The sequence below is a fragment of the Trichlorobacter sp. genome (genome assembly GCF_034008105.1).
GTDB lineage: Bacteria > Desulfobacterota > Desulfuromonadia > Geobacterales > Pseudopelobacteraceae > Trichlorobacter.
This window is the reverse complement of sequence record NZ_JAVEPN010000005.1, coordinates 99,859-120,999: the sequence shown is the minus strand read 5'-3', so window position 1 is coordinate 120,999 and position 21,141 is coordinate 99,859. Positions and strand designations below refer to the sequence as shown.

Annotated in this window: 18 protein-coding genes, 1 tRNA gene and 1 pseudogene; 7 read left to right on the top strand and 13 right to left on the bottom strand. The window is 57.2% G+C overall.

The genetic code is table 11. From position 1 onward, the window contains the following. Positions 1-47 precede the first annotated feature (47 nt). From RBQ93_RS04635 to RBQ93_RS04615, 5 genes are all read right to left on the bottom strand, one after another. Positions 48-764 carry a PilZ domain-containing protein gene (locus RBQ93_RS04635; protein ID WP_320370852.1) on the bottom strand — a complete coding sequence of 239 codons (717 nt, stop codon included), beginning with the start codon at positions 762-764 and terminating at the stop codon, positions 48-50. 113 nt (positions 765-877) lie between these two features. Beyond that, a tRNA-Val gene (locus RBQ93_RS04630) sits at positions 878-952 on the bottom strand. A gap of 43 nt (positions 953-995) precedes the next feature. Further along, entirely contained in the window at positions 996-2,213 is a 1,218-nt protein-coding gene (locus RBQ93_RS04625) for a putative nucleotidyltransferase substrate binding domain-containing protein (RefSeq protein WP_320370851.1), read from the bottom strand. Between the two features lie 78 nt (positions 2,214-2,291). Then, entirely contained in the window at positions 2,292-4,265 is a 1,974-nt protein-coding gene (locus tag RBQ93_RS04620) for a cation acetate symporter (protein ID WP_320370850.1), read from the bottom strand. 11 nt (positions 4,266-4,276) lie between these two features. Then, a complete protein-coding gene (locus RBQ93_RS04615) occupies positions 4,277-4,585 on the bottom strand; it encodes a DUF485 domain-containing protein (RefSeq protein WP_320370849.1) in 309 nt (102 codons plus the stop codon). 530 nt (positions 4,586-5,115) lie between these two features. Here RBQ93_RS04615 and RBQ93_RS04610 point away from each other — a divergent pair. After that, positions 5,116-6,774, top strand: coding sequence for an AMP-binding protein (locus tag RBQ93_RS04610; RefSeq protein WP_320370848.1), 1,659 nt, complete (start codon positions 5,116-5,118; stop codon positions 6,772-6,774). A gap of 10 nt (positions 6,775-6,784) precedes the next feature. Beyond that, positions 6,785-7,477, top strand: a complete 693-nt coding sequence (locus tag RBQ93_RS04605; protein ID WP_320370846.1) for a PilZ domain-containing protein — start codon at positions 6,785-6,787, stop codon at positions 7,475-7,477. An 18-nt stretch (positions 7,478-7,495) separates the two neighbouring features. Here RBQ93_RS04605 and RBQ93_RS04600 read toward each other — a convergent pair whose 3' ends face one another. From RBQ93_RS04600 to RBQ93_RS04590, 3 genes are read right to left on the bottom strand one after another with little or no spacing between them, the layout of a single operon-like run. Continuing rightward, on the bottom strand, positions 7,496-9,055 hold the full coding sequence (locus RBQ93_RS04600; RefSeq protein WP_320370845.1) for an ABC1 kinase family protein: 1,560 nt from the start codon (positions 9,053-9,055) through the stop codon (positions 7,496-7,498). A gap of 13 nt (positions 9,056-9,068) precedes the next feature. After that, entirely contained in the window at positions 9,069-9,362 is a 294-nt protein-coding gene (locus RBQ93_RS04595; protein WP_320370844.1) for a hypothetical protein, read from the bottom strand. 15 nt (positions 9,363-9,377) lie between these two features. Next, on the bottom strand, positions 9,378-9,629 hold the full coding sequence (locus tag RBQ93_RS04590; RefSeq protein ID WP_320370843.1) for a hypothetical protein: 252 nt from the start codon (positions 9,627-9,629) through the stop codon (positions 9,378-9,380). Positions 9,630-9,713: 84 nt separating this feature from the next. On the opposite strand from RBQ93_RS04590, the gene RBQ93_RS04585 reads away from it, so the two are divergent. Beyond that, entirely contained in the window at positions 9,714-10,625 is a 912-nt protein-coding gene (locus RBQ93_RS04585) for a MerR family transcriptional regulator (RefSeq protein WP_320370842.1), read from the top strand. Positions 10,626-10,734: 109 nt separating this feature from the next. Next, positions 10,735-11,850, top strand: coding sequence for an SPFH domain-containing protein (locus RBQ93_RS04580; protein WP_320370841.1), 1,116 nt, complete (start codon positions 10,735-10,737; stop codon positions 11,848-11,850). Positions 11,851-11,890: 40 nt separating this feature from the next. Here the strand turns inward: RBQ93_RS04580 and RBQ93_RS04575 are convergent, their stop codons facing one another. Then, positions 11,891-12,487, bottom strand: a complete 597-nt coding sequence (locus tag RBQ93_RS04575) for a 50S ribosomal protein L11 methyltransferase (RefSeq protein ID WP_320370840.1) — start codon at positions 12,485-12,487, stop codon at positions 11,891-11,893. A gap of 101 nt (positions 12,488-12,588) precedes the next feature. On the opposite strand from RBQ93_RS04575, the gene RBQ93_RS04570 reads away from it, so the two are divergent. After that, positions 12,589-13,779 (top strand): Xaa-Pro peptidase family protein, encoded by a 1,191-nt coding sequence (locus RBQ93_RS04570; protein ID WP_320370839.1) that lies wholly within the window; start codon positions 12,589-12,591, stop codon positions 13,777-13,779. Between the two features lie 149 nt (positions 13,780-13,928). Next, a complete protein-coding gene (locus RBQ93_RS04565; RefSeq protein ID WP_320370838.1) occupies positions 13,929-15,251 on the top strand; it encodes a citrate (Si)-synthase in 1,323 nt (440 codons plus the stop codon). A gap of 156 nt (positions 15,252-15,407) precedes the next feature. Here the strand turns inward: RBQ93_RS04565 and RBQ93_RS04560 are convergent, their stop codons facing one another. Together RBQ93_RS04560 and RBQ93_RS04555 are read right to left on the bottom strand one after the other, a co-directional pair. After that, entirely contained in the window at positions 15,408-16,775 is a 1,368-nt protein-coding gene (locus RBQ93_RS04560) for a sigma-54 dependent transcriptional regulator (protein WP_320370837.1), read from the bottom strand. Between the two features lie 16 nt (positions 16,776-16,791). After that, positions 16,792-19,017: a sensor histidine kinase gene (locus RBQ93_RS04555; RefSeq protein ID WP_320370836.1), complete on the bottom strand. Its 2,226-nt coding sequence runs from the start codon at positions 19,015-19,017 to the stop codon at positions 16,792-16,794. A 128-nt stretch (positions 19,018-19,145) separates the two neighbouring features. Between RBQ93_RS04555 and RBQ93_RS04550 the strand changes: the two genes are divergently transcribed. After that, complete coding sequence (locus tag RBQ93_RS04550) at positions 19,146-19,598, top strand: YaaR family protein (RefSeq protein ID WP_320370835.1); 453 nt, start codon at positions 19,146-19,148, stop codon at positions 19,596-19,598. A gap of 90 nt (positions 19,599-19,688) precedes the next feature. Here RBQ93_RS04550 and rplQ read toward each other — a convergent pair. Both rplQ and RBQ93_RS04540 read right to left on the bottom strand, forming a co-directional pair. Next, positions 19,689-20,069 (bottom strand): annotated as a pseudogene (rplQ, locus tag RBQ93_RS04545) (50S ribosomal protein L17); the annotation flags it as partial. A 44-nt stretch (positions 20,070-20,113) separates the two neighbouring features. Then, positions 20,114-21,136, bottom strand: coding sequence for a DNA-directed RNA polymerase subunit alpha (locus RBQ93_RS04540; RefSeq protein WP_320370834.1), 1,023 nt, complete (start codon positions 21,134-21,136; stop codon positions 20,114-20,116). Positions 21,137-21,141: the final 5 nt, after the last annotated feature.

Sequence of the window (21,141 nt, the reverse complement as noted above, 5' to 3'; positions counted from 1 at the left end):
GTGTATTGCTTGAAGAGATCGAGAATCCAGCTAGCAAAAGAAGAGGCCTACTCCACCACCAGACCTTCTTTAAGCGCCACAATCACCTCTACCTGACGCTGGTAGATGTACTTGCCGATCACGGTGTCGGTCAGCCGGTCGGGGGCAATGGTGAAGATGGCAATCTGCCGGTTGTCGCTGGTGGGCTTGGCCCTGACAAAGATGGCCGGCATGGTCAGGGGCGAATCCAGCAGGGTGAGGGCCATCACACCGGCCCCTTCAACGGTTGCTGGTAACGGTCCATCAACCCATAGTGAGATGCCGCTGGCAGAGATATCGATCACCGTGCCTTCGATCTGCAGATTCTCGCAGAAAAAACGGGCCGGCAAGGTGCCGTGCACCCTGACCCGCACCGCCTCGCGCCGGTCTGCCCTGATCTGGGCATAGGCAAAATTGTGCAGGATGGCCACCTTTTTGGTGACGTTGACGTAGGCGGCGTAACAGTGTACCGCCAGATCCTTGGCAAAGGCCTTGCTTTTGATCAGTGTGCTGTTGTTTTGTTTGAGGATATTGGCCTGATGCTCATGGACGGACAGTTCGACGCTGTCCTTGTCCACGGCCAGAATGGTGGCAGCGTAGCTGACCGGTATCTCATTACAGTAGTTGAGCAACGTCAAATCGCTCTTCAGACGCCCGGCATGCATCTCTGCAAACACCTTGATAATGGCGTCAGCGTCTGTCTTGCCATCGGCAACGCTTACCAACTGAAAATGATCTTGTACCATTGATGGGCCTTACTTCGTTGTATTATCAATCTGTCGAGCCTGCAACGCGACGGCTCGTTTTAGCACAATTTACAAAAAAAGGCTCTGCTTACGGCAGAGCCTTTTAAATTGTATGGTGCGCGCTACTGGGATTGAACCAGTGACCCCTGCCGTGTGAAGGCAGTGCTCTCCCGCTGAGCTAAGCGCGCGGGAAGTAGTATTTCTAGCAAAGCAGCTCTGCATTGTCAAGCCCTACATAATGTTGAAGGTGGTGTGGATCGACTTCTGCAGATCCTCGATCCGCAGCACTGCCTGCCTGATCCGTTCCCGCTCGTCATGGTCCAGCATCAGCGGGTCCAAGTGGTAGGAGTCTTTCTGGATCCCCTTGATGACCTTGATCTGCAACAAAATCCGGTAACGGGTAAGGATCTCATAGGCATCCAGTAGCCCCTGGGCCACGGCTGGTGAGAAGCTCCCTTCCTGCTCCAGCAGCTTGATCCGGTGAACAGTGCTGGTGGCGGCCAAACCCTGGCTGATAGCTAGAATACGAACGTTCATTACCAGGGGCGCCCAGGCCAACAGCTTGATGTTGAATTCGCCCTTGTGCTCACCGCTGGGTTCGGTCCAGAGGCGACGCATGAAGCCGAGGGCCAGCTTCATTTCGGTGGCGGCCCGGGCCATGCCCCACAGCACCTGAAAGTGCTCTTTCTCCATATCCCGCACCAGCTCGATGAATCGCTCGCCCAACGGCCTGTCACCAGCCACGTAGCGGGCATCGGACAGCACGATCAGGTCCATCATGTTCTTGGCAAAATCCTCAACCTCGTAACGCACAATGGCGAACAACCGCTTGCGCCACTGGGTAAAAGAGCCGCGCCAGGTGGGGTTGCTGGTCATGATGTCGCCGGTGCAGCGTTTGAATCCCGCCTGCTCCAGATAATCCACCAGACGGGCGCCAAACTCCTCAAACCATGAATCGGCTGCCTCACCGCCGCCATCACCATAGACGATCAGGTAGTCTTGGTCGGTGATCAGGGTCTGCTCTTCACGGCCATCGCTGCCCATGCTGATCAGGGCATAGGGGACCGGTGCCGCTCCTTTACCCTCTGCGAACAGGGCATCGGCCACCAGTTCTACGGCACGCTCTGCAAGCAGATCACGGTAATGGGTGCAGGATTGATGAAGAATAGTAACCGAGTTGGCCACCAGGAACCGCTCCAGCTCAATCCTGTTCAGTTCAGTATGAATGGTCTGCAGCGAAGAGAGATCGGCCGATGGGATCAACCCGCGCTGATGGCTCGCCTGGGTCTCCCACTGGTTGAAGCGCTGCCGTTCACTGTCCAGATCGGCTTGTAGACGTTCGAGCACCAGTGCGATTTCGGCTGCGGTGCAGACCTTGCTGATCTGCGTCAATGCAGGCAGCGCGTCCAGCGTACTGGTGCCGCCAGGGGCAGAAGGATGTGTGTCCACGTAACTCCTCACAATGAGCAAAAAAGGGGGAGGCGTAAGCCTCCCCCACTATAGCACAGGTCATCGGATTGAAAAGCCTTAGTGGTCGATAGCCTTTGCCATGCCCAGGCCGGTGTTCTGGCGGACATAGATCTCGTCCCACATCTCCTCTGCCCTGCGGCAGGGGAAGGCCAGGGTGGCCAGGATGGCGGCGATGAAGCCCAGCGGGATGGAGACGATGCCGGGGTTCTTCAGGTTAAACAGCGGCTTGGACAGGCCCAGCATGGACTTGCCACCACGGTTTTTAGCCTCTTCTGCCTTTTTGGCCTCGATGGTCTTGAGGGTCTTTTCCATGGCTGCAGGGGCAACCAGACCAGCGGCGATTTCTGCCTCAAGCTTGGTGTAGGCAGCCTTGGCATTGTCGGCTACCCGGTCGGGGTAGGTCATGTTGGGGGAGACCATGACCAGGCCGATGGAGGCGATGGTGCCGACAACCAGGCCGGCAACCACACCGGCGGTGTTGAATTTCTTCCAGAACAGCGACATGACGACGACCGGCAGGTTGCCGGAGGAGGCAACGGCAAAGGCCAGGGCCACCAGGTGGGCAACGTTTTGCTTCTCGGCAGCGATACCGATCAGGATGCCGACGGCGCCGACGCAGAAGGAGGTGATCCGGGCTGCCATAACCTGCTCATGCTGGTCGGCATGGCCGTCTTTGATGACGTTGACGTAGATGTCGTGGGCGATGGCGGCGGAGGCTGCCAGGACCAGACCGGAGACGACGGCCAGGATGGTGGCGAAGGCCACGGCGCAGAGGAAGGCCAACAGCAGGTCGCCGATGAAGGGTGAGAATTCGGAACCCATGGTTTTGGCCAGCATCATGGCAGCCATGTTGCCGCCGGCGTCTACTTGCTTGATGCCTTGCGGGGAGAGGTGGACGGCAGCGCCGAAGCCCAGCAGGGTGGTCAGGATGTAGAAGGAGCCGATGATGAACATGGCAACGATAACTGATTTACGGGCTTCCTGTGCGGTGGGAACGGTGAAGAAGCGCATCAGGATGTGGGGCATACCGGCGGTGCCGAGTACCAGGGCCATGCCGAGGGAGATCTGGTCGAGGGGGTTGGTCAGGAACAGACCCGGCTCGAGGAAGCGTTGACCGGCGTCGGCGGTGGCGGTGCCGGCGTCTACTTCTTTGAGGTAGATCGGCAGGAGCTTGACGTGGTCAATGATGTTCTGGTTGGTGGCGATGTCGGTGAAGAACTGGAACGGGCTGAAGCCGGATTTGATGGCTACCATAACAGAAAGAATAAAGGCGCCGGTCATCAGCAGGCCGGCCTTGATGATCTGGACCCAGGTGGTGGCGGTCATGCCGCCGAAGACGACGTAGCCGACCATCAGGATACCGACGCCGACAATGGCGATGGTGTAGTTGATGCCCAGCAGCAGTTGCATCAGTTTACCGGCGCCGACCATCTGGGCGGTGAGGTAGAAGGTGGAGACGGATACGGTGGAGATGGCGGCGACGGCACGTACCGGCTTGGGCGAGGTGCGGAAGGAGAGGATGTCGCCCAGGGTGTATTTACCGGCGTTGCGGCAGGGCTCGGCTACGATCAGCAGAACGGTGATGTAGGCCACGAGCCAGCCGACGGAGTACATGAAGCCGTCATAGCCGTAGAGGGAGATCATGCCGGAGATGCCCAGGAAGGAGGCAGCCGACATGTAGTCGCCGGCAATGGCCCAGCCGTTCTGGGTGCCGGTGATGCCACCGCCGGCGGTGTAGAAGTCAGCAGCCGATTTGGTTTGCTTGGCAGACCAGACGACGACGGACATGGTGGCGGCGATGATGATCAGGAAGATCGGTATGGTGACCTTGGGGTTGGCCTTGAGGGTGGCCTTGGACTCTGCGGCAGGCGCAGCAACTTTGGCGGCGTCTACGGCAGGGGCCGCAGCAGCGGCAGGGGCCTGGGCGGCTACCGCAGGGGTGGCTTCGGGGGCTTTGGCAGCCTCGGGGGCGGCGTAGGCGGCGATACTCAGGGAGAGTACGCAACCAAGAGCTACTAACAGTCTCTTCATGATATCACCTCCTATTGAAGTTCGTTGACCAGTTCTCTGGTCAGACGGTCAAAGTCTTTGTTGGCAACATGGGCATAGTACATGGCCAGGCCCCAGGATACGAAAAACTGCGACAACGCAAAGATGTAGCCGAAGTTGATGCGACCCAGAATCTGGATCTTGAACAGGCCCGGTGCGTAGGCCGCTCCAATCGGCAACAGGAAGTAGTAGATCGTTGAGAAGATCCACCAGCCAAACAAAAAGGCCGTCTTCTTGTGGTGCAGTTCGATAAACTTGGGATTTTTAGCTATCGATGCCCAGTCATACGTTTTTTCCGCCATGATACTTAACTCCTTTCCGTAACATACGTGGTCAGCCACAAACGCCAGAAGCCCCTTACTGCTGATAGCGAAACTGTTTACATCATATTCACTGGTTTTCTATCACGTTGTTTTAAAAATCGTCAATCCATTTTTGCCAACATAATCTGAGCACAATATTAATTGTATAATATTATATACTTACAAAAACATCACCATCAAAACACCGCATATTTACAATATCTATATATAGCCTAAAACGCCTGCGCAAGGCATGTGAAGCAACCACCACAGGCAGCACAATTCAACTCTATTCAATGACAACAACGACCAGTTACCGATCTGCTGCGTGTAATGCCATCAAACAGTTTTTCTCTTGTTATCATCAGGGCTTCCCGTCTATAGTACCCCCCTGCCCCGGCCACAACCACACCAGCGGCAACTCCAGCGGCGGCAGGACACCCTCGAACCAGAACCCGAAAACAACTCATTTGGAGTAATAACTTTAGACGCTGCCTATTCATGACCCCGGCAGCAGCACGGAGACGACCATGTCAGACCTGATCACCCACACCATTGGCGGCCTGCTGGACGACATTGCCCAACGCTTTCCCGCTAACGACGCCCTGGTCTACCCTGACCGCGGCATGCGCTATTCCTATGCCGAGTTTAATCAGGTCTGCCGCCAGGTGGCCAAGGGAATGCTCAAGCTGGGGATCAAAAAAGGGGACCATGTCTCGATCTGGGCCCACAACGTGCCGGAGTGGGCGATCCTGATGTTTGCCAGCGCCAAGATCGGTGCGGTGCTGGTGACGGTCAACACCGCCTATAAGTCGGCCGAACTGGAGTACGTGCTCAACCAGTCCGATTCCACCACCCTGTTCATGGTCAAGTCATGGAAAGATACCGACTACGTGGCCACCCTGAACGAGGTGGTGCCGGAACTGGCCAGCGCCGAGTTCGGCAAGCTGTCCTGCAGCAAGCTGCCGTTCCTGAAAAACGTGGTCTTCATCGGTGAGGGCACTCCGGCCGGCATGCTCAACTTTGAACGGATCGCCAAACTGGGCAGCCAGGTGAGCGATGCCGAACTGGCCGCCGTGGAAGCGACCATTGACTGCAATGACACCATCAACATGCAGTACACCTCCGGCACCACCGGCTTCCCCAAAGGGGTCATGCTGACCAGCCTCAACCTGGTCAATAACGGCTTCCAGATCGGCGAGTGCATGAAATTTACGGAAAAGGACCGTCTGTGTATCCCGGTACCGTTTTTCCACTGTTTCGGCAGCGTGTTGGCGGTGATGGCCGCAGTGACCCACGGAACCGCCATGGTACCGGTGGAGATGTTCGACCCCCTAAAGGTGCTGCAGACCATCGAGGCTGAGAAGTGTACCGCCGTGCATGGCGTACCGACCATGTTCATCGCTGAACTGGAGCACCCGGATTTCAAAAAATTCGATCTATCCACTCTGCGCACCGGCATCATGGCCGGTTCGGTCTGCCCGATCGAGGTGATGAAGCGGGTGGTCAAGGATATGCACATGACCGACATCACCATCGTCTTTGGCCAGACCGAATCCTCCCCCGGCATCACCCAGAGCCGCACCGACGACCCGATTGAACTGCGGGTGGCCACAGTGGGTCGGGCCCTGCCCGGTGCTGAGGTCAAGATCGTGGATATCGAAACCGGCGAGACTTTGCCGCCGGGCAAGCAGGGCGAACTGTGCGCCCGGGGCTACATGGTGATGAAGGGCTACTACAAGATGCCGGAGGAGACCGCCAAGGTAATCGATAAGGATGGCTGGCTGCACACCGGCGACCTGGCCATCATGGACGAGAACGGCTACTGCAAGATCACCGGCCGTATCAAGCAGATGATCATCCGTGGCGGCGAAAACATCTATCCCAAAGAGATCGAGGAATATCTCTACACCCATCCCAAGATATCTGATGTACAGGTCTATGGTGTGCCGGACAAGAAATACGGTGAGCAGGTCATGGCGGCCATCATCCTCAAAAAGGGGATGGAAATGACCGAAGAAGAGGTCAAGGCATTCTGCCGAGACAAGATCGCCAATTATAAGATTCCCAAGTATGTCAAGTTTGTGGACGGCTACCCGATGACCGCCAGCGGTAAGATCCAGAAGTTCAAATTGCGGGAGATGGCAATCAAGGAACTGCATCTGGAGGAAGAAACAGCCTCGGCCTAGAAAGGGCAGTATGCCACCCAAACACCCGATCATAGCCATCGCCTACAGCGAGGAGACCCGTCAGGCCTTTGTGGCGGCGCTCGAACAGGCGGGAGCGGAGGCCGTGGCGGCTGCCAGCTTTTATGACGCCGAAACGCTGGTGTTAAGCGGCAGCTACAGTGGTCTGCTGGTGGATCTGCCCTCGATCGTCAAGGCCAAGGGGGATGAAAAGGTGGTGGCCTGCTCGCTGACCAACTTCTTCCCCACCCTACGGGTGCGGGCCGTGGGCTCGGTATTGGTGCCGATGACCATGCCGGGAGCCGCTCGCCAGGACAACAGTCTGAACGACTTTCTGGCCAAATCCTGCAGCAGCTTTGAGCCCCGTCAACTGCGCCGAAACCGCCGTCGCGACATCATCATGGCCGCCCAGCTCCACGGACCTGATTCCAGCGACCGGACCTTCACCCTCAATCTTTCCTGGGGAGGATTCTTTCTCCTGCACACCTTTCCGGAGCGTTTTACCATCGGCGAGCCGCTTGACATCTACCTGCCTGAGGCTGAGCTGCTGGTGCCGACCACCATCCGCTGGCTGCGGCCATGGGGTGAGCGCCACTTGTCGGGACTCGGACTGGCATTCGACCGGGTCGACGATCAACTGCACGAAGCCCTGACCATCCTGCTTAAATCAGACCCTGCTAACGACCGGGACCGACTGGTGGCATAACCGGCAGCTCCCACAACCCTATCTTTTCCACCAGATCAGCTTGACCGCCGCCAACCCCAGACAGCCCAACGATAGCCAGCCTGCCAACGGGTGCGGCATGTCACGCAGATAAAAGGCCGTCGCCACCAGCAGACCAATCCAGGCCAGCTGCCGCAACCACTGCTGCAGGGGGCGCAGCAGGAGCCGACGATCGTCCTCCGCCAGATGGACCACCAGATCACCCTGCTGCAAGGTATCCACCAGATGCCGAGCCTTTACCAGGGTCAAGGGCAATTGGGCCAGCTCGTGGGTAACCACCCCCCAGACGCTGTCCCGTTCGCCCAGGGCACGGGTCAGGTTGGCCCGCAAGACCGGCAGCACATCCTTGACGCCGTTATAATTTTCTATGTAGCTGGTGCCTAGCCCCTCAATGATCGAGCTGGCCCGCATGACGTAGATGATCTCCTGGGGCAGCTTAAAGGGGTAGTCCTTCAGCGTGTCCATAACACCGAAGGCCAGTTCCTGCATACTGGTGGCGCTCAACTGGTCATTGTCAAAGATGCGGAACATCTCCTCGGCCAGGCCGGTCAGCTCATCCTGGGGGGCGCTGTCAGTGATGATGCCCAGCTTACGGGTGGCCTGCACCAGCAGCTCGAAGTCACGTTCATAGGCCGCCTTGACCGTATTGATCATGGCCAGCCGGGTGGCGTTAGGAATCCGGCTGACCATGCCGAAATCCAGCAGCACCAGCGTCCCATCCGGCGCAACCAGCAGGTTGCCGGGGTGCGGATCGGCATGAAAAAAGCCCTTGACCAGCATCTGTTCGGTGTAGAACAGCACCAGCCGTTCCATCAGGGCCGGAAACGACACCTCCAGACGGGCCAGCTGCTCCTGATCGTCAAACCGCACCCCCTGCTCAAAGCTCATCACCAGGGCATCACGGCTGCTGCACTCCGGATAGGGAACCGGCATTCTGACACCGCTATCGGGATAGGCCTGACGGAACCGTTCCAGGTTGGACAACTCGGCCTGCATGTCGACTTCCTGCACAATAGTCCGCCGGAAGGCCTGCAGCACCGCCTCGATGGAGTTGCGGGTATACTCGGAAAAAAGCGGATGCAGAATTGCCAGAAACCAGCCCAGCAGGCGTATATCCTCCCGCACCACCCGCTCAATACCGTTACGGCGTAACTTTACCGCGACCTGCCGACCGTCCTGCAACACGGCACGATGCACCTGACCGATGGAGGCACAGGCCAAAGGTTGCTGTTCAAAACTGCTGAAACAGTCACCGGCTCCGAACGCCCTGGCAAACACCTGCCTGAAATCGCCGGCCGCCATGGCAGGCAAACGGTCATGCAGATACCGTAGCGGCTCCAGGTAACTGCTGTCGAAAAAATCGGAACGGGTGGCCAACACCTGAGCCAGCTTGATAAAACTGGCGCCCAGCTGTTCAATGGCCGTCACCAGCTGGTTCGGCTTGAGCGGTTCTATGCCGAGCCAGCTGGCCCGCTTTCTGATCAGCAGGAAGACCGTCAGCAACACCCTGAACACCCGATACACCCGCACCGGATGGTACTGACGCATAAGCACGAGCACGAACGGCACCGGTTTAGGATTGTCCCTGACGTTGTCTGGCTAACTCCTCCCGCAGGGCATCCAGATCAGCCTTGCTGGCCAGACCCAACTCATCGATGGCCTCTTTAAGCAATTGCTTGACCTCTTCTTTCAGCCTGCCACGCTCCTCACTACCCTTGGCCACGGCCTGATCGAAAAACTCGCGGGCCTTGCGTTCATTCTCCTCTTTGAGTCCCTTGGCTGACTCTCCGGCCTGCTCCAGCTTTTCCTTGGCCATCAAGGCGCTGCCCAATCCGAAATAAAACAGTTGCTCCAGTTTGTCTTTCATCGCTCATACTCCTTTCTATGCAGTAGCGCTTGCCGACAGCTCAGCCAATACCGCTTCATGTGCCGCAACCGAGGCATCCAGCCCCGCATTGCCGATATCACCGCGTCCGGTCCAATCGTTGCCCTGCCTGACATACAGATATTTCAGGGTCTGCCGGATATGCCGCTCTGTCTTGTCTGGTGCCAGACGGGCCATCTCAAGCAGCGCTGCATACACCGACATGTAGGTATCATCATACCGCTCATTAAGGTAATTCGTCATTGACATAGCGCTCAACTCCAGCTTTGCTCTAGACAGTAATTTTCTTTAATGCTAGTTTTGCTCAAAATATTTATTTTGTCTAGGACAAATATGCGCCATCTGTATTCCATATCTGACGTTGAACAACAAACCGGCATTGGACGCGACACCTTGCGCGTCTGGGAGCGACGCTACGGCTTTCCAACGCCGCAGCGTAATCAGCGGGGCGAACGGGAGTACAGCCGTGAACAACTGGAACGGCTATGTCTGATCAAACAGTTGCTGGACAACGGCCAACGCCCCGGCAAACTGCTGTTGCTCAACCTGCCACACCTGCAACAACTGGCACAGCAGTCCAAACCGAAGCAGTCATTAAGTGCCGATGTCGAACAGATGCTGAACCTTCTGGCTACAACCGACAGCAGTATCGTGCGGGAGAGACTGAAACAGCTGCTGCACCAGCATGGTTTACGCCATTTCCTGACCGAGTTGGTGGCCCCCCTGAATCAGGCTGTCGGCGAGGCCTGGTTTCACGGCAGGCTGGGTGTACTGGAAGAGCACCGCTACGTGGAAGAGCTGCGCTCATTGCTGGCCGTCACCACACAGTCACTCGCCGTTCCCCGGACCGGACTGCGGGCCCTGCTGACGACCCTGCCTGGCGAACAGCACGGCGTCGGGCTACTGATGGCAGCCTGCATCCTGGAGCTGGAAGGGGTTGAAGTGCTACAACTCGGTGTACAGACGCCACTGGAGGAGATTCGACGTGGCGCCGTTGAAAACCACTGCCGACTGGTGGGCATATCCTGCAGCAGCTACCTGCAACGCCGTGCCACAGCCTCTCAGCTGGTTCGCCTGCGGGGTATGCTGCCCAAGGAGATCGCCTTGTGGGCCGGCGGCAGCGGCGCACAGGGGGTCACCGCGCTACCGGACAGCATCCAGCTGTTTCACGATCTGCAGCAGATACCGGCTGCGGTCACTAAACTCAGCACTCACGTCACGCCAGCGGCAGCAAGCCCGGACTGACGGTTCGCGCATCACTGTCCAGCGATCAGCCGCTTGCATTGTGCTGAAAACCGTCTACACTTAAGGCCCGCGCAGCAAAGAATTCACTCGAACCAGGAGGCACCGACAGATGGCATTGTGGGACAAACTCAAAGGCGAGCTGATCGATATCATCCAATGGCTGGACGACAGCAACGACACCCTGCTGTATCGCTTCCCCCGCTATAATAACGAGATCAAATACAACGCCAAACTGGTGGTGCGCGAAGGCCAGATGGCGGTCTTCATCAACGAGGGCCAGATCGCCGACGTCTTCGGTCCCGGCACCTACACGCTGACCACCCGTAACCTGCCGGTGCTGGCCACCCTCAAAGGCTGGAAATACGGTTTTGAATCCCCTTTCAAAGCCGAGGTCTATTTCTGCTCAACCCGCCAGTTCACCAACCTGAAATGGGGCACTCCTGGCCCCTGCACCATGCGGGACCCCGAGTTCGGCGCCGTGCGGGTAACCGCCTTCGGCCTTTACGCCATGAAGATCAAGGACCCAACGGTCTTCATCCGTGAGATCGCCGGCACCGACAGCGACTTCAGCATCGACGAAATTCAGGAAAACCTGAAGGGCAAGATCGGTCTGCGGATCAAGGAGCTGTTGCCGGAGTTGCAGATCCCGGTGATCGAACTGGAGAGCAAGGTGGTTACCTTGGGCAAGATGCTTCAGGAACGGATTGCCCCGGCCTTTGAGGGCTTCGGCATCAGTCTGACCGAGGTACAGGTGCAGGATGTGGGACTACCGGAAGAGGTGGAACGGGCCATTGACAAGGCAGGCGCCATGCGGGTCATCGGCAACCTGCAGACCTTTACCCAGTATGAGACCGCCAACGCCATCAAGGATGCCGCCAACAACCCGGGCGGGCTGGCCGCTGCCGGCGCCGGTGTGGGAATCGGGCTCGGGATAGGCGGGCAGATGGCAGGTGCCATGGGCAGCATGGCCACTTCACAGCCACAGCAGGCAGCGGGTATGACCCCGCCACCACTGCCTGAGCAGGTACAGCTGTTTGTGGCCCTGGACGGAAAGCAGGCCGGGCCCTTTGAGCTGCCAACCCTGCAGCAGATGGTCCAGGCCGGACAGCTGACCCGTGAAACGCTGGTATGGAAACAAGGTATGGATGCCTGGTCTGCCGCCGGCAACCTGACTGAACTAGCCTCCTTGTTCGCCAGTGCGCCACCGCCGCTGACAACAGCCTGATTGTCCCAGGCATCGACGCAGCGTCTACCGGAAGAGTTGGTTAGGGTCTGCTCAGGAGGTAGGTGACGAAGTCTTCGCCGATGCGGCTGTCGCTTATCCGGCAGCCAAGGGAGGTGTAGCGCTGCACAATATCGAACTTGTCCTGCAGTGGGATGCCAGACAACAACAGCTGCCCGCCGCTGCGGGTCATGGCCACCAGCTGGTCGGCCAGCGGCAGCAGGATGTCGATATAGATGTTGGCCAGCACCAGGTCAAAGCTACGGTCTGCAACAGCTGAAAGCTCTCCGCACACTGACTGCACCCGGTCTTCCAAGCCGTTCAGCACAGCATTTTCAGCGCAGGAACGGGCTGCGGCATGTTCCAGATCAACCGCTGCCACGGCGGCTGCCCCCAAACGGGCTGCAGCAATGGCCAGAATGCCGGTGCCGCTGCCAAGATCCAACACGCGGCTGCCCTGCAAAAATGGTATGGCAGGCAATAGCTCAAGGCAGGAGGCGGTGGTTTCATGGTCACCGGAGCCGAAGGCGCCCTGCCTGCCCAGCAGGATCGGAATGCCACAGGGCTGCGGGGCTGGATCGCCGGCCGGAATGATGGTAAAGAGACCGATATTGAATGGTTTAAAGATACGTCCTGACATGGACCGGCACCCTAGCCGGTTCCAGCTGCGAGGTCAAGCGTCTGATCTTTCTGCCAGCAATCAGGACCGGGAATTTTTCATAGAAAGGACCACTGCCCGCCATGCGCCTGACCCCCGCCGTAGAACTTGAATACCGCTGCAAACGCCTGCAGGATTTGATGGCCGAAAACGACCTGGATGCAGCAATCATTACCCAGAATGCCGACCTGTTCTATTTTACCGGCACCGTGCAGAACGGCTGCTTGTACCTGCCGGCCCAGGGCCAACCGCTCTACCTGGTGCGCCGTGATGCGGCCAGGGCGCGGATGGAATCAGGACTGAAAGAGGTGCTGGCCTTCAGTTCCCCCAAGGATATCCCCGGTCTGGTGGCCAGCTTTGGCTACCCTGAGCCGAAACGGATCGGCATGGAATTCGACGTGTTGCCGGTTGGCCTGTTCGAACGCTACCGCAAGGTCTGGCCAACGGCCGACTTTACCGATGTCACACCGCTGATCCGCCAGGTACGGATGATCAAGAGCCACTATGAGATTCACCTGATGCAGGACGCTGCCGACCAGGTCGACAAAGTCTACCAGCGGGCCAAGGAGGTAATCCGGGCCGGCATGACCGATCTGGAACTGGCGGCCGAGCTGGAGTATGTCGCCCGCAAGCATGGCCACCTGGGCCTGATCCGGATGCGGGTCTACAATGGCGAGATGTTTTTCGGCCACACCTTCTCCGGCTGCGACAGTGCCGTACCGGCCTACACCGACACCCCCTTCGGCGGCGTAGGACCTTCCCCCTGCTTTGGTCAGGGTGCCAGCTACAAACCGATCGAGCGCAACGAACCGATCATCATCGATTTTGCCGGCAATATGGACGGTTACTTGGTGGACCAGACCCGGGTCTTTGCCATCGGCTGCCTGTCGGACCGCCTACGTAAAGGGTTCGACGACATGCTTAAGGTACAGGACCTGATGAAGCAACTGGCGGTTGAAGGGATCGCCTGGGGCGAGCTTTACGAACGCTGCCACGACCTGGCCTGCGAGATGGGCTACGCCGACAGCTTTATGGGCGCCAAGGGTTCCCAGGTCTCCTTCATCGGACATGGCCTGGGGGTAGAAATCGACGAATACCCGTTTATCGCACGGGGCTTTATGGAGCAAACCCTGCAGATCGGCATGGCCTGGGCCTTTGAACCCAAAGTCGTCTTTCCCGGCGAGGGTGCGGTTGGCATCGAAAACACCTTCTACCTGAGCAACGAGGGGCTCAAACAGCTGACCCGTTCTGATGACGCCTTGGTCATTTTATAATCATGTTTGAGCGTTAAAAAAATCTGTTGTAATTGGCTCGTGGCGGTGCTATAAGGGGCCACAATTTTGTATACAGTATTTCAAAACCGTTCGTGTAAACCCAGTGCAGATGATGCAAAATGCACTATCATCCTGAAAGGAGAAGAAGCATGGCTCTGAAGGAAACTCTCAAGCAGAAGATTGAAGAGCACCGTCCCCGTACCACCCGTCTGGTGAAGGAATTTGGCAAGGTTAAGATCGACGAGGTTACCATCGATCAGTGCATCGGCGGCGCCCGCGACATCCGTTGCATGGTAACCGACATCTCCTACCTTGATCCCCAGGAAGGTATCCGTTTCCGCGGCAAGACCATCCCCGAGACCTTCGAGGCGCTGCCCAAGGCTCCCAACTCAAAGTATCCGACTGTTGAGTCCTTCTGGTACTTCCTGCTGACCGGCGACGTACCGACCGATGCCCAAGTGGCCGAAGTCGCTGCCGAGTGGAAGACCCGCCAGCAAGTGCCGCAGTATGTTTTCGACGCCATTCGCGCCCTGCCCCGCGACAGCCATCCGATGGTCATGCTGTCCGTTGCTCTGCTGACACTGCAGAAGGACTCCAAGTTTGCCGGTTTCTACAACTCCGGCAAGTTCAACAAGATGACCGCATGGGAGTACGTGTACGAAGATGCCAGCGATATCGTGGCTCGTATCCCGATCATCGCTGCCTTCATTTACAACCTGAAATACCGTAACGACAAGCAGATTGCCATCGACCCGAGCCTGGACATGGGCGCCAACTTCGCCCACATGATCGGCCAGAAGGAAGAGTACAAGGACGTTGCCCGTATGTACTTCATCCTGCACTCCGACCACGAGTCCGGCAACGTGTCGGCCCACACCACTCACCTGGTGCATTCCGCCCTGTCCGACCCGTACTATGCCTACTCTGCTGGCCTGAACGGTCTGGCTGGCCCGCTGCACGGCCTGGCCAACCAGGAAGTGCTGGACTGGACCCTGAAGTTCCAGGAGAAGTACTGCAAAGATGTAGAGCCTACCGAAGAGCTGATCAAAGCTGCTCTGTGGGATACCCTCAATGCCGGTCAGGTCATCCCCGGCTACGGCCACGCCGTTCTGCGCAAGACCGACCCGCGCTACACCTCGCAGCGTGAGTTCTGTCTGAACACCCCGGGCCTGAACGAGTACCCGCTGTTCAAGGTTATCGCCAAGATCTTCGAAGTTGCTCCTGGCGTTCTGACCGAGCACGGCAAGACCAAGAACCCCTGGCCGAACGTCGACGCACAGTCCGGCGTTATCCAGATGTACTACGGCCTGACCGAGTACGACTTCTACACCGTGCTGTTCGGTGTAGGCCGCGCTCTGGGCTGCATGGCTAACATCACTTGGGACCGCGGCCTGGGCTATGCCCTCGAGCGTCCGAAGTCGGTTACCACTGCTATGCTGGAGAAGTGGGCTGAGGCTGGCGGCCGCAACTAAGCACCGCCTGCAGCACCTGAAACACCAAGGGGGATGCGATTTCGCATCCCCCTTTTTTTCGTTCCTCACTCACCACCTGACACACCCAAATAAATGGGGCAGCTGTTACCCGCTGCCCCCGGTGGTGTTATGTATTCTCTCCTGCTCCAACCAGTCTCAGTTGTGTTCCGCAGGGTTCAGCCCATACTGCAGCAGCTTGCGCTGCAACTGGGTCCGTTCCAGATCGATGGCTCGGGCGGTTGCATCAATATCCCAGCGGTGCAGCGCAAGCTGTTCCTGCAGGAATTGACGCTCAAACCGTTCCTTGGCGCTATGGAAGCTGGTAAGGCCATCCGCACTGCCTCGCTCGGACAAGGGGGTGACGCCAGTCTGCAGTAAAGGAATATCCTCCGCCGTTATCACCGCCTGACTGGACATGATCAGAGCCCGCTCGACGGTATTTTTCAACTCTCTGGCGTTACCGGGCCAACCATACTCCCTGAAGAGGCTTAAGGCCCGTTCATCAAACTGCCGGGCTGCGCCACCTTCCCGGCGTTGAAACTGGGCGCTGAAATGCCGCACCAGGTGTTGGATATCATCACGTCTCTCTCGCAGCGGCGGCACCATCAGCGGCACCACATTCAGCAGCTGAAACAGGTCGTTGTTAAACAGGCCGCGCTCCACAAGCTCAACCAGCCTGGCCGAGGTAGCGGCGAGCACCCGTGCATTGACGCGAACCGTACGGATACCGCCAGGACGCTCAAACTGATGTTCCCGCAGGATATGCAGCAAGACACCCTGTAGCTTGTGGGGCATCTCGTGAATCTCATCCAGAAAGATGGTGCCACCGTCGGCAAGGTCGAGCTTGCCGTTTCGCTGGCTGCTGCCGTCGCTGCCGGTCACTTTTTCATAGCCGAACAGCTCCCCCTCCAGTAATTCACCGGGGATGGCTGAGCAGTTGACCACGATAAAGGGCTTGGCGCTGCGTGGACTGTGGTGATGGATGGAACGAGCCACCACCTCCTTGCCGACGCCAGCCTCGCCACAGATCAGAACCGGGGTGGCGGTTGGCGCAACACGTTGCACCTGTTCACGCAGCTGCTGAACAGCCGCCGAAGAGCCGACCAACTCATGATCCTGATGAGAAGACAGACGCAGGGCCTCGTTTTCCCTGCGCAACTCCTGATAATTCAAGGCATTGGCAATGGTGATCAAGACCTTGTCCAGGGAGAACGGCTTCTCCACGAAGTCGTAGGCACCCAGCTTGGTGGCCTTGACTGCGGTCTCGATGGTGCCGTGACCGGACATCATCACCACGGTCAAGTCAGGCATCAGAGCCTTTAGTTGTTCCAGAGTCTGCAAGCCGTCAAGACCGGGCATCCAGATATCCAGCAGCACCAGGTCCGGCATCTCTTCTCGGGCCAACTCGATGGCGTCGCTACCGTTGTCAGCCGTCAGCACCTGGTAACCTTCATCTTCCAGAATACCGGACAGCGAACGCCGGATATCCTCTTGGTCATCCACAATCAGTATCAGATCAGACATGGGTCACACTCCTCGGTCAGGCCGACTGGACGGCCGGCAGTTCGATCACAAAACAGGCCCCCTGAGGGCGATTATCGCGCACACGGATAAAGCCGTTGTGGTCACTGATAATGCTGGCAACAATGGCCAGCCCCAGTCCAGTACCGTGTTTTTTGGTGGAGATATAGGGTTCAAAGATGCGCGCCTTCATTTCAGCCGGAATACCGGGACCCGTATCGGCGATGCTGCAGGACGCCATGCGTAGCTCGGCGTCGTAGCGGGTCGTGATAGTCACGCTGCCCTTGCCATCCATGGCAGACACGGCGTTTTCAAACAGATTGATCAACACACGCTTGATCTGATCACGGTCCAGCTTGATCGGAGGCAACTGTTCGTCAGGGGCAAAGGAAAAGCTGACCTGGCGATGGGCCTCCTGATAGAGCGTCAAGGTCTCACGCACAAGACCGTTCAGATCATTAGGGGTTGGCTGAACCGCCGGCATGCGGGCAAAATTTGAAAACTCGTTGACCAGCACCTTCAGTTCATCCACCGACTTGCTGATCATGGCGGTGCATTCATCAAAGACAAGCCCCTCCGGGTCGTTGTTGAACCGCTCCAGAAAACGCTTGCGCAACCGCTGTGCAGATAGCTGGATAGGTGTCAACGGGTTCTTTATCTCATGGGCAATCCGTCGGGCCACCTCGCGCCATGCCGCCATCCGCTGACCTTTCATCATCTGGGTCAGATCGTCAAGCACCAGCACCGATCCAAGAAACTCGCCCTGCTCATCCCGCAGCATTGTCAGGTTCATCTGCAGCACCCGTCGCTCACCACGCATCTCCAAGCCGATCTGACGGGTCATGGAATCCTGGCGGGTCACCGCCATATCGCGTAACGATTCCATAACAATATCCAGATGTGCATCCCGCAACACATCCCTGAAGTTTTTGCCCAGCACCGCCGAGGTGTCGATGTGCAGCAGACGTTCGGCAGACTTGTTGATAGTGGTCACCGCACCGACCTGATCAACTGAGATGACGCCGGCTGCCACGTTCCGCAGCACGATCTCCATATAGCGACGCCGGGATTCTATCTCATGGTTGATGCGGGTCAGCTCTTCGTTGGAACTGTTCAGCGCCCGCTGCTTGGCGCGCAGATCGGCTGCCATGCGGTTGAACGAACGCACCAGCATACCGATCTCGTCATCCCCCTCGGCGTCGATCCGAACGTCCAGATCCCCCTCGGCCACGGCACGGGTCCCCTCCACCAACTCCTGGATCGGCTTGGTCATGCTGTTGGCCAGATAAATGCCGATCCAGAAAGACAAAAAGACAATTACCGAGGCGATCAGAAACAAGGTCAGCAGATACCCACTGGTGATCGGACTTTTCAACAGCTTCAGGCGCCTGAACTCCTGATACGAAGATGAGATTTCCTGCATCTTGCTGACCAGCGAATGGGGCACGTAGTAGTTAACCACCACCACCCCGACCACATCTCGATCGTTGTAGGTTGAGTAGATCGGCACGATGCCGCGAATCAGATCGGCCTTGCCCGCCGAGTTGACCTTGGTCAGCTCTTTTCCGGCCAAGGCCTGTTTGATATCTTCAGAGTTAGGGCTGGTATTCTCAGCACGGGGCACCTCAGGGTTGGAGGCGCGGACCAGCTCCTCCCGTTGCGACGAAAAGACCTCTACGATGCCCAGGTTATATTCTTTCTGTTTTTCACGTACAAACGACTTCAGGCGCGGCAGACTGTCATCATTTAACAGTCGTTCGCGCTGGATCACCTCGCTGAGACGGCGGGCAAACAGTAGTGCGTTGCTTGCGGACGTCTTGTAGTAGGTCTGCGCCACCTCCAGGGATTCGTTGAGCGATGTCTCCACCTGCACGTTGAACCAGTTTTGCACGCTATTGGTGATAAAGCTGGCCGAGGCGAAGAACAACAACATAGTGGGGACAAGCGAGAGACCGACGAAGGAGATAACCAATTTGGTGCGCAGGCGCTTTGCCAGGGGGTTAGAGCGGTTTTCTACCAGTAATTTTACAATATTGCGGCTGATCAGGTAGACCAGCAGCACCACCAGCAGAATGATAACATTGATCATCCCGAAGATAACCACGTTGCTGGAAAGCGGCGCGTTTGAACTCAACTGTGTCAGGCGTATTTCAACACCAGTCAGCAGCACGATCAGCAGGATCGCCAGGACGATTATTGACGCTTCACGTACCCGTTTTTTGCGCTCTTGGCCACTCAACTGCATGCCGTATATCACCCCGCACCCACCTGCTGATATTGCTGCCAACAGTAGCACATCAGGATTGCCTTGCAAACCGTAAAGCGGCTGATATACTGTCTTCGCAGCGACCAAACAGTAGCAAGGACCCCTTGATGAAGATCCGCGACGCGACTCTGGATCAGCTCAGAAAAAACAGCACCCCGACTCCTTCCGCACGCAAAGCCGGCAGTGGCCTGCTTTCGCTCTTTTCCTCCGAACTCACGTCAGTACAGGCTGAAAATGTTGCCTATGATCGAGATATCAGCGACCTGCGCACCGAGATAGATGCTGCTGGACAGATGCTCGAACGCGAGCCGACCGTACCTAACTTCAAACGTTTCCGAGAACTTTTGAGCCGCTTGGCGAAACGGGTTTCAAACGAAGCCTACCGGCTTGAAAAAATTGGCGGCACGCCGATGAACCCGCGCTACTATGAGATAATCACCGTGATCGACAAGGAGGCTGACAAACTCTACCAGTTGATCATCAGTGAACAGAAGGACCGCATGGCCATCACCGCATCGGTGATCGGCATCAAGGGTCTGGTGGTAGATCTGGTAACCTGACGCAAACACGCGGATGCCACAGATCACAAAAAAAGAGCCCGACAGCTGTTGCTGACGGGCTCTTTCGATTGCAATGAAATGGTGTTAGGCGGCTTTATTCGCCTTGGGAGTCAACTCTTCCTCAACCAGTTCGATCACCGACAGCGGCGCTGCGTCACCCAGACGTTGCCCCAGCTTGATGATCCGGGTGTAACCACCTTGACGGTCCTTATAACGGGGAGCGATGGTGCTGAACAACTTGGTCACCACCGACTTCTCACGAATATAGGCTGCAGCCTGACGCATGGCATGCAGATCGCCGCGCTTGCCGAGGGTAATCATCTTCTCGGCAACCGAACGGATCTCCTTGGCCTTGGCATCGGTGGTCACCACACGCTCATGATTGAGCAGCGAAGTTACCATATTCCTGAACATTGCAATCCGGTGGCTGGTGGTACGGCCAAGCCTTCTGCCTGCTTTATTGTGACGCATCGGTTCTTCCTTTCTGCTGTTGGTACGTACTGTAGGTCACAGACCTATTCTTCGTCCTTCTGCTCACCGCGCAGACGCTTGATCACTTCGGGGTCAGGAAAAGTATCCAGACGCATACCGAAGGTAAGGCCCATCTCGGTCAGGATATCTTTAATTTCGTTCAGTGATTTGCGGCCAAAGTTCTGGGTCTTGAGCATCTCCGCCTCGGTCTTCGAGACCAGTTCGCCGATCAGTTTGATACCGGCATTCTTGAGGCAGTTTGCGGAACGGACCGATAACTCCAACTCATCAACCGTACGGTACAGATTCTCGTTGACCTTGGACTCGTCGTCGGCTGATTCCTCGAGAAGCTGCGGCTCAGACTCTTCATCGAAGTTGATGAAGATGGTCAACTGCTCCTTGACGATCTTGGCGCCGAACGCAACGGCATCCTCAGGCTTGACACTACCATCGGTCCATATTTCCATGGTCAGCTTATCGTAATCGGTCATCTGACCAACCCGAGCATTGGAGACCACGAAGTTCACCTTGATGATCGGCGAGAAGATGGCGTCGATCGGAATCGTACCCACCGGGGCCTTCTCATCACGGTTACGATCGGCAGACACATAGCCCTTGCCCATCTTGACCGTCATCTCCACCTCAAACACGGCATCTTTGCCGCAGGTGGCGATGTGGTGATCAGGATTCATGATCTCCACATTGTGCGGAACCATGATATCAGCAGCCTTGATAACGCCGTCACCTTTGTGAATGATCCGGATGGTGGCCTGATCAGCACCGTGTAGACGCAGGCGAACACCTTTCAGATTCAGAATGATATCGGTTACGTCCTCGGTAACGCCAGGGACGGAAGAGAATTCATGTTGTACGCCTTTGATACGAACTGCAGTTATGGCCGCACCCTGCAGCGATGAAAGCAGTACGCGCCGCAGGGAGTTGCCCAGGGTAGTACCAAAGCCGCGCTCAAAAGGTTCTGCGTAAAACTTGCCGTAGGTGGCAGTAAGGGTATCTTTCTCAACCTGGAGTTGTTTCGGTTTGATCAGATCACGCCAGTTTTTATACATTTATG

Bases quoted from the DNA above. Each gene is read 5' to 3' on its own strand.
- RBQ93_RS04585 (WP_320370842.1), top strand. From the start codon at position 9,714: ATGCGCCATCTGTATTCCATATCTGACGTTGAACAACAAACCGGCATT.
- RBQ93_RS04635 (WP_320370852.1), bottom strand. From the start codon at position 764: ATGGTACAAGATCATTTTCAGTTGGTAAGCGTTGCCGATGGCAAGACA.
- RBQ93_RS04595 (WP_320370844.1), bottom strand. From the start codon at position 9,362: ATGAAAGACAAACTGGAGCAACTGTTTTATTTCGGATTGGGCAGCGCC.
- RBQ93_RS04555 (WP_320370836.1), bottom strand. From the start codon at position 19,017: ATGCAGTTGAGTGGCCAAGAGCGCAAAAAACGGGTACGTGAAGCGTCA.
- RBQ93_RS04550 (WP_320370835.1), top strand. From the start codon at position 19,146: ATGAAGATCCGCGACGCGACTCTGGATCAGCTCAGAAAAAACAGCACC.
- RBQ93_RS04615 (WP_320370849.1), bottom strand. From the start codon at position 4,585: ATGGCGGAAAAAACGTATGACTGGGCATCGATAGCTAAAAATCCCAAG.
- RBQ93_RS04540 (WP_320370834.1), bottom strand. From the start codon at position 21,136: ATGTATAAAAACTGGCGTGATCTGATCAAACCGAAACAACTCCAGGTT.
- RBQ93_RS04610 (WP_320370848.1), top strand. From the start codon at position 5,116: ATGTCAGACCTGATCACCCACACCATTGGCGGCCTGCTGGACGACATT.
- RBQ93_RS04590 (WP_320370843.1), bottom strand. From the start codon at position 9,629: ATGTCAATGACGAATTACCTTAATGAGCGGTATGATGATACCTACATG.
- RBQ93_RS04560 (WP_320370837.1), bottom strand. From the start codon at position 16,775: ATGTCTGATCTGATACTGATTGTGGATGACCAAGAGGATATCCGGCGT.
- RBQ93_RS04580 (WP_320370841.1), top strand. From the start codon at position 10,735: ATGGCATTGTGGGACAAACTCAAAGGCGAGCTGATCGATATCATCCAA.
- RBQ93_RS04565 (WP_320370838.1), top strand. From the start codon at position 13,929: ATGGCTCTGAAGGAAACTCTCAAGCAGAAGATTGAAGAGCACCGTCCC.
- RBQ93_RS04620 (WP_320370850.1), bottom strand. From the start codon at position 4,265: ATGAAGAGACTGTTAGTAGCTCTTGGTTGCGTACTCTCCCTGAGTATC.
- RBQ93_RS04570 (WP_320370839.1), top strand. From the start codon at position 12,589: ATGCGCCTGACCCCCGCCGTAGAACTTGAATACCGCTGCAAACGCCTG.
- RBQ93_RS04575 (WP_320370840.1), bottom strand. From the start codon at position 12,487: ATGTCAGGACGTATCTTTAAACCATTCAATATCGGTCTCTTTACCATC.
- RBQ93_RS04605 (WP_320370846.1), top strand. From the start codon at position 6,785: ATGCCACCCAAACACCCGATCATAGCCATCGCCTACAGCGAGGAGACC.